Annotated in this window: 10 protein-coding genes and 1 rRNA gene; all 11 read right to left on the reverse strand. The window is 62.4% G+C overall.

Features of this window, described 5'->3' with window-relative positions; genetic code table 11:
- Window positions 1-87: 87 nt before the first annotated feature.
- The gene (ntrC, locus tag ASE39_RS05860; RefSeq protein ID WP_057270523.1) at window positions 88-1,731 is read right to left on the reverse strand and encodes a nitrogen regulation protein NR(I); all 1,644 of its coding nucleotides are present in this window, start codon (window positions 1,729-1,731) and stop codon (window positions 88-90) included.
- A 51-nt stretch (window positions 1,732-1,782) separates the two neighbouring features.
- Window positions 1,783-2,805: a nitrogen regulation protein NR(II) gene (glnL, locus tag ASE39_RS05865; protein ID WP_057225662.1), complete on the reverse strand. Its 1,023-nt coding sequence runs from the start codon at window positions 2,803-2,805 to the stop codon at window positions 1,783-1,785.
- A gap of 95 nt (window positions 2,806-2,900) precedes the next feature.
- The gene (locus ASE39_RS05870; protein ID WP_010457745.1) at window positions 2,901-3,407 is read right to left on the reverse strand and encodes a hypothetical protein; all 507 of its coding nucleotides are present in this window, start codon (window positions 3,405-3,407) and stop codon (window positions 2,901-2,903) included.
- A 212-nt stretch (window positions 3,408-3,619) separates the two neighbouring features.
- Window positions 3,620-5,035, reverse strand: a complete 1,416-nt coding sequence (glnA, locus tag ASE39_RS05875) for a type I glutamate--ammonia ligase (protein WP_057225658.1) — start codon at window positions 5,033-5,035, stop codon at window positions 3,620-3,622.
- Window positions 5,036-5,209: 174 nt separating this feature from the next.
- Complete coding sequence (locus ASE39_RS05880) at window positions 5,210-6,031, reverse strand: molybdopterin-binding protein (RefSeq protein WP_057225656.1); 822 nt, start codon at window positions 6,029-6,031, stop codon at window positions 5,210-5,212.
- Window positions 6,028-6,966 carry an EI24 domain-containing protein gene (locus ASE39_RS05885; protein WP_242421370.1) on the reverse strand — a complete coding sequence of 313 codons (939 nt, stop codon included), beginning with the start codon at window positions 6,964-6,966 and terminating at the stop codon, window positions 6,028-6,030. The genes ASE39_RS05880 and ASE39_RS05885 overlap by 4 nt, the downstream gene beginning before the upstream one ends.
- A 38-nt stretch (window positions 6,967-7,004) precedes the next feature.
- Window positions 7,005-8,018 carry a sterol desaturase family protein gene (locus ASE39_RS05890; RefSeq protein WP_057270525.1) on the reverse strand — a complete coding sequence of 338 codons (1,014 nt, stop codon included), beginning with the start codon at window positions 8,016-8,018 and terminating at the stop codon, window positions 7,005-7,007.
- 78 nt (window positions 8,019-8,096) lie between these two features.
- Window positions 8,097-8,927: a polysaccharide deacetylase family protein gene (locus ASE39_RS05895; RefSeq protein WP_057270538.1), complete on the reverse strand. Its 831-nt coding sequence runs from the start codon at window positions 8,925-8,927 to the stop codon at window positions 8,097-8,099.
- Window positions 8,927-9,910, reverse strand: a complete 984-nt coding sequence (locus ASE39_RS05900; RefSeq protein WP_010457734.1) for a beta-propeller fold lactonase family protein — start codon at window positions 9,908-9,910, stop codon at window positions 8,927-8,929. The genes ASE39_RS05895 and ASE39_RS05900 overlap by 1 nt, the downstream gene beginning before the upstream one ends.
- A gap of 241 nt (window positions 9,911-10,151) precedes the next feature.
- Window positions 10,152-10,904: a 16S rRNA pseudouridine(516) synthase gene (locus ASE39_RS05905; protein ID WP_057270526.1), complete on the reverse strand. Its 753-nt coding sequence runs from the start codon at window positions 10,902-10,904 to the stop codon at window positions 10,152-10,154.
- Between the two features lie 88 nt (window positions 10,905-10,992).
- Window positions 10,993-11,079: ribosomal RNA gene (gene rrf, locus ASE39_RS05910) — 5S ribosomal RNA — on the reverse strand; the annotation flags it as partial.

Raw genomic sequence — 11,079 nt, forward strand, 5'->3', positions numbered from 1 at the left:
CTGCACCGCATCCACCAGAGCAGGCGCACCCGAAAACTACAAATTTAATAGCTGCTAGCGCTTTACCACCAAGCGCCAGGTGCCATTTCAGGCTTCATCGGGGGCATCCAGCCCCAGTTCCTGGATCTTGCGTGTGATGGTGTTGCGGCCAATGCCCAGGCGCTGCGCGGCTTCCATGCGGCGCCCGTGTGTGGCGGTGAGCGCCGTGCGGATCAGGCGCGACTCGAACCGCCGCGTGAGGGCATCCCACACCTCGGGCTGCCCACCCGCCAGCAACTTCTGCGCCTCGGTCTCCAGCGCCTGCTCCCAGGTAGCAGCGGGGCCAACGGCAGCACCCATTCCCGCAGCCACAGGGACCTCGGCGGAGGGCCAGTGTGGCGCAGCTCCAGGGGCAGGCACGCCGCCCACCGGTGGCTGCGCGGTGGCAAAGGCTGGTTGCAGCCCCCCGACCATTTCCACGGGCGGTGCAGGCACCGGGGCAGGAGCGGCCTGCACGGCTGCGACCGCAGCAGCAGCCGGCTCGCTGCCGGGTCGCGGTGCAGGCTGGTAAAGGGGCGCTTCCAGCACCTCGGGCGGCAGGTCCTGCAGCGAGATGACCTGGGCGGGCGCCATCACCGTGAGCCAGTGGCAAATATTCTCCAGCTGGCGCACATTGCCCGGAAACGCGAACTGTTCCAGCCGTGCGATGGCCGAATCGGCAATGCGCTTGGGCTCCACGCCGAGCTGCCGCGCGCTTTGCTGCAGGAAGTGGCGCGTGAGCACGGGCACGTCTTCATGCCGCTCGCGCAGCGCGGGCAGCCGCAGGCGGATGACGTTGAGGCGGTGGAACAAGTCCTCGCGGAACCCACCCTCCTTCACGCGTTTTTCAAGGTCCTGGTGGGTGGCGGCGATCACGCGCACATGGGCCTTCACGGCCGCATGGCCGCCCACACGGTAGAACTGGCCGTCCGACAGCACGCGCAGCAAGCGCGTCTGCAGATCGAACGGCATGTCGCCGATTTCATCGAGGAATAGCGTGCCGCCCTCGGCCTGCTCGAAGCGGCCGCGCCGCTGCGTCTGCGCACCGGTGAAGGCGCCGCGCTCGTGGCCGAAGAGTTCGGATTCCAGCAGATCCTTGGGGATGGCTGCGGTGTTGATGGCGACAAAGGGCCCATCGGCGACCGGCGAATGCTTGTGCAGCGCACGCGCCACCAGTTCCTTGCCCGAGCCCGATTCGCCGGTGATGAGCACCGTGACCTGGCTTTGGCTCAGCCGGCCGATGGCGCGGAAAACATCCTGCATGGCAGGCGCCTGGCCCAGCATTTCCGGGGCTTCCGCCTGGCGCTCTTCGGTCACTTCCTCGCGCTGGCTTTCTTCCACCGCGCGGCGGATCAACTCCACCGCCTTGGGCAGGTCGAAGGGCTTGGGCAGGTATTCAAAGGCGCCCCGCTGGAAGGCCGACACGGCGCTGTCCAGGTCGGAGTACGCCGTCATGATGATGACGGGCAGGCCGGGCTGCAGTTCGCGGACTTTCTCCAGCAGTTGCAGGCCCGAACCGCCAGGCATGCGAATGTCGCTCACCAGGACCTGGGGGCCCTGCCGCGCAGGGTCGCCGGGGGTGATGTCGGCCAGCGCATCGAGCACTTCGCGGGGGTGCGTGAAGCTGCGCGTGGGCAGGTTCTCGCGGGCCAGGGCCTTTTCGAGGACGAAGCGGATCGAGGGGTCGTCATCTACTATCCAGATCGGCTTCATATGTTTTTCTTACCTTCCCTGTGGTTGCGTGTCAGGGACCATCGTGCGCTTTTAAGGCAAGGGAATCAGGATGCGGAAGTCGGTGCGACCCGGTACGCTGTCGCATTCGATCAACCCATGATGGCGCTGCACGAAGGTTTGTGCCAACGTGAGCCCCAGCCCTGACCCGCCATCCCGACCCGACACCAGAGGGTAAAAAATACGCTCCTTGATCGCGTCGGGCACGCCCGGTCCGTTGTCGATGACATGCAATTCCAGTGCCAGCCGATAGCGCTGGCGACCAAACGTTACTTGTCGGGCCACGCGGGTGCGCAGTGTGATCGTCGCCGCCCCCTCAGCAATGCGCTCGGTCAGCGCCTGGGCCGCGTTCTGCACGATGTTCAACAGCGCCTGGATGAGCTGGGCACGGTCACCCCGGAACTCGGGGATCGAGGTGTCGTAGTCGCGCAGCACCTTGAGGCCCTGCGGGTATTCGACCAGCACCAGGGACCGCACCCGCTCGCACACCTCATGGATATTGACGTCGCCCACGAGGTGCGGGTGGCGGTGCGGCGCCAGCAACCGGTCCACGAGGCTCTGCAGGCGGTCGGCCTCGTGGATGATGACCTGGGTGTATTCCGTCAGTTCGCGGCTTTCGAGTTCCATCTCGAGCAGCTGTGCAGCGCCGCGAATCCCGCCCAGCGGGTTCTTGATCTCATGGGCCAGGTTGCGGATCAGCTCCTTGTTGGCCTGGGCCTGGTCCAGCAAGCGCTCTTCACGGTCCTGGCGGGCCTGCTGCTCCAGTGGCCACAGCTCCACCAGGATTTCGCCAACCTGCTCGGCGTCGGCCACGCTCACATGCACGGGCACCGGGTCCTGGTGCTGGCGCTTGAGGCTTGCTTCATACCGCAAGGCCGCAAAGTCCTTGCCCCGGGCACCGGCGAGTGCCGTCTGCAGCAAGGCGGGGTCGGTGAAGAAGGTGGAGAAGTCCACGCCCTCCAGGGTCCGGCGCGACAGGCCCAGCGCATTCTCCAGCGCCGCATTGGCGAATTGCACTGCGCCATCGGCGCGCAACACCGCCACCAGAGTGGACATGAGGTCCAGCGAATGAAAGCGCCCCGTGTCGGAGGTCGGGGCTTCAGTAAAGGGCGAGGAACTCACAAGCGTGCCAGGCTAGTAAAAAAGGGGGGTCAGTTGGCCGGAAGACGGGCGATTTCGCGCTTGATGCCTGCGATATCACTCTCGCTGCGTGCCACGCTGGCCTTGAGTTCTGCCGTACGTTCCATGTAGCGCTGGGGGTTGCGCAGATCCAGCGCATTGCGCTCAGGCGCGCCGCCGTTGTATTCCTTCACCAACTCGGCGTGGCGTGCCTCGGCCTTGCGCAGCTCGGATTCGAGAATGGCCCGGGCATCGGCATCGCGGGCCTTTTGGTCGTTGTTGTTGACGCGGGGCGCAGACGGTGGCGACGCCGGGGACGCTGTACCCGCCCCCGCTGCAGGGGCTGCCGCAGCGGCGCCCGCGGGCCGGGTGCCCTGGACCACGGTGACATTGCCCCCCTCTACCAGCTTGCAGCCGCGCTCCTTGGCCTGCTGGGCATTGTTGGTGTATTCATTGCCACAGCGGTAGATGCGGTCTTGCGCCCACGCGGCGGGAGCCGTCGCGGCGATCAGTAACAGGGTGATGAGCGTTTTCTTCATTCGGTTTCCTCGCACTGCCATGCAGGGGTTCGGGGGAGTATCCCCCAATCGCCACGCATCGCCAATCCAACACCAGCGGCCCCGGATGGGCCTTTGTACAAGGATGCAACGGCCCAGCCACTGGTTCCGTTTCAAAAGCCCCAGGTCCTTGTGCGCAATAAAAAAGGCGGCCTGGGCCGCCTTTTGGAGAGTAGTTGCCTTCTGGCAGGCAATTACAGGGAGTAGTACATGTCGTACTCGACAGGGTGAGGAGCCATGCGGAAACGCGTGACTTCGCCCATCTTGAGCTCGATGTAGGCATCCAGCATGGAGTCGGTAAAGACGCCACCCTTGGTAAGGAAACCACGGTCCTTGTCCAGATAGTCCAGCGCTTGGTCCAGGCTGTGGCACACGGTAGGCACCAGCTTGTCTTCTTCGGGTGGCAGATGGTACAGGTCCTTCGTGGCGGCTTCGCCGGGATGGATCTTGTTTTCCACACCATCCAGGCCGGCCATCATCAGGGCCGAGAAGCACAGGTAGGGGTTGGCCGATGGATCGGGGAAACGCGCTTCGATGCGGCGGCCCTTGGGGTTGGCCACATACGGAATACGGATCGAGGCCGAGCGGTTGCGGGCCGAGTAGGCCAGCTTCACAGGGGCTTCGAAACCGGGCACCAGGCGCTTGTACGAGTTCGTACCTGGGTTGGTGATGGCGTTCAGGGCACGTGCATGCTTGATGATGCCGCCGATGTAGTACAGCGCGAAGTCCGACAGGCCGGCATAGCCGTCGCCTGCGAACAGGTTCTTGCCGTCCTTCCAGATGGACTGGTGCACGTGCATGCCCGAACCGTTGTCGCCAGCGTAGGGCTTGGGCATGAAGGTGGCGGTCTTGCCGTAGGCGTTGGCCACGTTCCAGACCACGTACTTCAGGACCTGCGTCCAGTCGGCGCGCTCGACCAGCGTACTGAAACGCGTGCCGATTTCGTTCTGGCCAGCGCCTGCCACTTCATGGTGGAACACTTCGACCGGAATGCCCAGGGATTCGAGGATCAGGGACATTTCAGCGCGCATGTCTTGCGTGCTGTCGACGGGAGGCACGGGGAAGTAGCCGCCCTTGACGGTGGGACGGTGGCCGCGGTTGCCGCCTTCGAGCTTGGCACCCGAGTTCCAGGGGGCTTCGTACTCTTCGATCTCGAACATGACCTTGCCAGGTTCGTTGGACCAACGCACGCCGTCGAAGATGAAGAATTCTGGCTCTGGGCCGAAGAAAGCGGTGTCGCCCAGGCCGGAGGCCTTCAGGTAGGCTTCAGCGCGCTTGGCGATGGAGCGTGGATCGCGGTCGTAGGCCTTGCCGTCACCGGGTTCGATCACGTCGCACTGCAGGAACAGCGTGGTTTCTTCAAAGAAGGGGTCGATGTTGGCGGTGCTGGGGTCGGGCATGAGTTGCATGTCCGAGGCTTCGATGCCCTTCCAGCCGGCTACCGAGGAACCATCAAATGCATGGCCGGACGTGAACTTGTCTTCGTCGAAGTGGGAAACTGGCACGGTCACGTGCTGTTCCTTGCCACGGGTATCGGTGAAACGGAAGTCAACGAACTTGACTTCGTTCTCCTTCACCATCTTCATCACGTCTGCAACGGTCTTGGCCATCAGGTTCTCCTGGATAAAGCGCTTGTTGAAAAAAGGAATTTGCCGAAATAAAAGCAGTTTGCGTGCCAGCCGGGTGCAGCCGCCGCACTATGAAGGAGCACTACGGACTGCGAGCCGATGGGGCATCCATCAGATTGCACCAATACAGTGCAATCCACCCATTGAGCCCAGACGTCACAAGTTGCGCACCAATTCGGGGCCACAGTTCGCACCAAATTCGTGCAGTCCGTTTTTCAGATCCAGCCATGCAGCCGGAACCAGGGAAGCAGGACCCTTGACGCCCAGTTCGATGTGCCGCCCGTATTGTGGATGATCCACGCTGGGCAAACTGAACACCCGGACCTCGGGGTGCGTTTTTTCGATGTGCTCCATGAGGGGTGTCAAAGCCGCCTCCATCGCCCCATAGACCACCACCGACTGCTCGGTCTGCGGTGTGCGATTGAAAAACGCCGCGTAGTGGTGGTCCAGCACCCCTTCGATCATGGGCCAGGCCATGACGGGGAATCCGGGCACGAAATGCACCGTTCCACCGCCCTCCCCATTGCAGCTGAAGCCGGGGATCTTGTTATAGGGGTTGGGAATGATGCGGGCGCCTGCTGGAAACACCCCCATGTTGAGCCGGTGCACGTTGTCAGCGCGGTCCGGTTCGTACAGCACACCCTGCTCCCGCGCGACGTCCTGCATGCGTTCACGGATCAGCGCCTCAGCTTCAGTGTGCAGTACGAGCTCCCGGCCCAGCGCGCGCGCCGCGCACTGGCGTGTGTGGTCATCCGGCGTGGCCCCAATGCCGCCGCAGGAAAACACCACATCGCCCGAAGCGAAGGCGCGCTGCAAGGTGGCCGCAATGCGATCCGGGTTGTCGCCCACATAGTCGGCATAGGCCAGCGAAAGCCCGCGCGCTGACAGCAGTTCGATGACCTTGGGCATGTGTTTGTCAGCGCGCTTGCCGGACAGGATTTCATCACCCACGATGATCAAGCCGAAGGTAGGGGTCATGGTGTAGGGGTTCCGTTGACAGGAGACTCTGGGGCGGGAAGATGAGCTGGTGCCGGCGCCACAAGCGCCTGCGTGGCATGCACCGGCTGCCTTGTTTCAACAGCCGCTACGGTAGGGACGCCAGCGGGTGCCCTGCTGTCGCCCTCTGCCCGCAAACGTTCGAGCGCCGCCAGACAATAGTGCGTGAACCACAGCGACGAAAAGGCAAAAACCAGGGTGTAAATCCAGATCGCCAGCGGCACGAGAACAAAGAACGCTGCGGCAAAAACCACGCCCGAGGCCCACACGATGCTGGGAGCAGCCCCCAGATAGCCCGTCAGGATGCCAATGCCCAGCAGGCTGCTGCGATGGCGGCGGAAAAGCTCCTGCCGCTCCTCCTTGCTCGCATGCTCGGCCAGCGCATCAAACGCCATCACGCGGTAGGTCAGCCAGCCCCAGATCAACGGGGGCAGAATGAGCACCAGCGGCGGTACCAGCCACAAGGGCACCGATACCACCAGGGCAATCAATGCCAGCACCGTGGAGCTGACCGACCAGGCGACGCTGGCGATGAACGACCCACCCTTCTTGCGCTCCAGCATCGGGAAACGCCGATCGGCCACCAGGGCCACCAGCGCAGGTGTCATGAGCACCGCCACCACCAGCAGCGAGACCACCACCAACGCGGGCGCCACGGCCAGAACCACCATGAGGGGAGCCACGACCGAGGTGATATCCCCCAGCCCCCAACCCTGCAACCAGTTCCAGAAGCTGGCCAGGAGCGAAGAAGCATCCAGCAGCGTACGCATGCCCTGCACGGCACCATCCCAGTACAAATAGCCCAGCCCCAACGCCAGCGCCACCATCAGCAGCAACGGCAAGACGGACAAGGCCACCACGCGGGGCCGCAGGCAATAGGCGGCGGCGCGCCAGAAAGAATCGAGCAAGAGTCCCATGCCGGCAAGCATACCTTCTTGACTGCGGGGAGGGGCTTTCAAGCCTTGCCCAGCAGCCTCAGCACCCCCCGCCATTGCTGGGACCAAAAGCCCCCGCCATAGTCCCGCAACCGCCCGTCCGGCCCCGGCTCCACCTGATCGCGCACCCCCGTGGGATCAAAGCGCAATTCAAAATTGGCAGTGCGCATCAGCATGTCCCACCAGGGTAGCAATACGCCAAAGTTGTGTCCCCCCAGGACCACGCGGTACTTGGCACCTTGCGCCGCGGCAGCCTCCCCCAACAGTGGCTTGACGGTTTCGTGGCCTATTCCAACGCTGTGGTGCAGCCGGTGAAAACGCGGGCTGATCCACAGCCGCTCGCCCCAGTGGCCAAACCAGAGCCGCACATTGGCGTGTTGAAAGCTCTCGCTGAGCTGCGTAATGGCCACAATTGCGATGAACTGCCCAGGCGCCACCCCGATGAGCTGCGCCACCACCACCAGAATGGTGTCGCGCAACAGGTCATCCAGCAGATGGTTGCGGTTGTCGCTCCACATGGTCATCTGGCGCTGCGCATGGTGCAAGGAATGCAGGCGCCACCACCATTCAAAGTGGTGCTGCCCACGGTGAATCCAGTAGTCCACAAAGTCAAACACCACCAGGTACAGCAGCAGACTGACCCAAGGCACGTCGGTGAAGCCGGGCCAGAGGCCATCCAGCTGGAAGGTGCTGACGCCCGCCACCCGCAATGTACCGAAGAGAGAGTCCGTCAATGGGTCCACAGCGAGGAAGAGGCCCAGGCGGAACAGCCCCAGCCGGTGAATCAGCGTGTAGAGAATATCGGTGCGAATCGTTGCGCGGTCGGTCACGGCCTCCACCGGCCGCCAGCGCTGCAAAGGACCGATCACCGCAGCGATCACCACCAATTGCAGCAGGCCCACAAGAATCCAGCCCGCGGCCTCATAGCCGCTTTCCAGCTGGTTGCCCAGCCCCACGGTGAACATCACTGGCTGCAACAGGCTTTCAAAAAGCCACTGCTGAGCCGCATCAAAACCGTTGCCTAGCCAACCCATTGCATCATGCTCCGTCTATCTCACCACACATGCCCGCGCCCCGGGCGGCATTCGCGACCATGTACTGCGCCAACCCTGTCAACGGCCTGCCAAAGGCGCGTAATCGGGATGCTCTCGCAGTGTCCGAAAGCAAAATCCTCGCTCCTTGAGTCCGGCGATCAGCGGCTCCAGCACTGCTGGCGCCCAGGGGTCCTTGCGCGACCAGATCCCCAAATGTGCAAGCAGGATGTCGCCACTGCGCACATCCCGCAAAGCCTTGCTCAGCAGCGCCGTATTGCTGGCGTTCTCACTGGGCAATTCATCCCCCAGGAATCCTGCCGGTGACCACCCCACATGCGTGTACCCACATGCATGGGCGCTGGCAAGCAACTGCGGCGAAGTCTTGCCACCCGGGGCGCGAAACAAGGGCAAGGGTGTCTTGCCGGTCACGAGCTTCAACCGAACCGCTGCCCGGGCAATCTCCTTGCAATACCCGGCCGCTGTCAGCACAAAATCCTGCCCCTCGCGCGGTCCGGCCGAAGGTCGAACCCGGAAAGAGGGGGCCTGCGCTGTCCCCAGATCGGCTCGCCAGTAGGTGTGATCCCAGGTGTGCGATGCAAACTCGTGGCCCTCTGCAGCCCGGGCCCGCCACCAGGAAGCCCAGTGTTCTCCAAGGCTGCCATCCCCTTCCTGGGTGCGCTCGTTGGCAGCGAAGAATGTCACACGGACTTGCTGGCGCGCCAGAACGTCTGCCACCAAAGGTGCCACGGCCATGTGGCCGGTGTCGAACGTCAGGTAAATGGGCTTGTTACAGTCTTTTTGGGCACTAGCGCTTGATACAAAAGCGCTAACAGCTACAAAACATATAGCAAAATGAGCTCGCCAAGCCTTTTCCTGGCAATGTGCGGGTGCCACGACACCGTGGCCCATCAGCGGGGCGCGTGCTGCAGCGTCCATACGCCATGGGGGGACTTGCCCACCGTGACCTGCCGCACGACCTTCTTGGCCTCCGTATCCACTACAGAAAGCTTGCGCGCCCAGCGGGAGCTTACGTAGATGAAGCGGCCGTCGGCCGATACTTCCATACAGTCCGGCCCACCGGGCACGGGGTAAGTTTCGACCACCTGCTGGGTGGTCATGTCGATCTTGCTGATGGAGTTGGCGACCCGGTTACTGACATACAGATGCCGCCCATCGCCCGCTGCACGAAAGGCGTGGGCGCCGTTACCCGTCTTGATCTTCTTGATGCTCAAGGGCTCGCGCCCCGAGACATCAAACACCTCGACGCTGTCACTGCCGGTCAGGCCCACAAAAAGGCGCTTGTCGTCTGCGCTGCCATATACGTCTGCAGGCATGGCACCCGTTTTGGTGCGCCACTTGATCGTCTGTGTTGCGATATCGATGGCCACCAGCTCATCGCTGTCCTGCATGGTGGAATACACCGTGGTGCTGCGACTATCGATCCACAAATGGCTGGGTGTCCGGGAGGTGGCCACCCGCTGGACGAGGTTCAACTCCTTCCCGTCCCAACGGTAGAAATCCACGTGATTCAAGCGATTGGCCGCTGTAATGAACCACTTCATGTCGGGAGTAAACCGCAGATGGTAAGGGTCCACAATGCCCCGGACCGTGCGTTGAACCTCTGCGGTGCGCGGGTCCAAGAACGTCAGAGTGTCCCCCAGCGCGTTGGCCACAATGATCGACTTCTCATCAGGCGTGAGGTAGAGATGGTGGGGCTCCTTGCCCGTCGGGATGCGGGCCGTCTCGGTCCAGGTCACCGGGTCAATGACACTGACATTGGCTTCGAGGGAGTTCAGCACAAACAGTGGAGGGGCGGCAGCCAGCGCCCCCCCTATCGAGATCCACAACCCACCCAAGACAGCGCACGCACGTGCAATCGAGAAAATCTTCACAGAACCACTTTCAACAGAGCCCAAGAGTGTAGCTCTGCCCCTGCCAATGCCCAGCGGAAGAACACGTAACATCCTTGACGTAGCGCGGATTCCGATCTGTCAACAGGGTTCGAATCGCCTGATGGAGTGCCCAGTCCATCCCATCGAGCAGTCAGCATCTAGGCTTCTGCCATTTTCGGCGCATGCGGTGGTCTCGTATCGCCCCCCGACACTCGGTGCGGTGACGGCTTAGCCCAATCCCTCAACTCGACTGGGTCAGCAAGCTCAAATCCTCGTGGCTGAGCCACTTCCATTCCCCGGGCTGCAGATTAGCGGGCAACTCCATGGCCCCGATCCGCGACCGATGCAGGCCTTCCACACGATTGCCCACAGCAGCCAGCATGCGCTTGACCTGGTGGTACTTCCCTTCTGTCAGCGTGAGATTCAGCTGATGGCTCGCTGTCTGTTCACAAGCGGCCGCTTTCACCGGTTTGGGGTCGTCGTCCAAAACCACCCCCGCCAGCAAGCTCGATATCTGCTTTTCGTCCACCGGATGTTTCGTTGTGACCTGGTACACCTTGGGTACGTGTTTCTTGGGGGAACTCATGCGGTGGATGAATTGCCCATCGTCGCTCAACAGCAGCAGTCCCGTGGTGTCCTGGTCTAACCGCCCCACCGCCTGCACCCCTTGCACCGCACTTTTTGTAGGCCGCTGCCGCAAAGGTGCTGGCAGCAAGGTGTAGATGCTGGGATAGGTCGAGGGTTTTTGAGAGCACTCTGTGCCTGCCGGCTTATGCAACAGCACATAGGCTTTGGAGTAATACGGCCAATCAACACCCTGAACGCGCAGTTGAAGACCTTCGGGCTCCAGCTCAGCCGTCGCATCAGCACATGGCACGTATTCCTGCGTATCGGATTGCGATTCACACACAAACACCCAGCCCTGTTGAACCAGCCCTGCGCAGACACGGCGGGTGCCAAAACCTTGGGAATACAAAATATCTTGGAGCTGCATAGCAATGGGCAGTGAAAGAAAATTCTTGAAACACAAAGCAAAACGCCCTCCTACTCGAACGAGTAGAAGGGCGGTTTGGGCTGTAAGAGCCTGACGATGACCTACTTTCACACGGGAACCCGCACTATCATCGGCGCAAAGTCGTTTCACTGTCCTGTTCGGGATGGGAAGGAGT

Origin of the sequence: Acidovorax sp. Root267, assembly GCF_001429215.1 — a bacterium.
Lineage (GTDB): Bacteria > Pseudomonadota > Gammaproteobacteria > Burkholderiales > Burkholderiaceae_C > Acidovorax > Acidovorax radicis.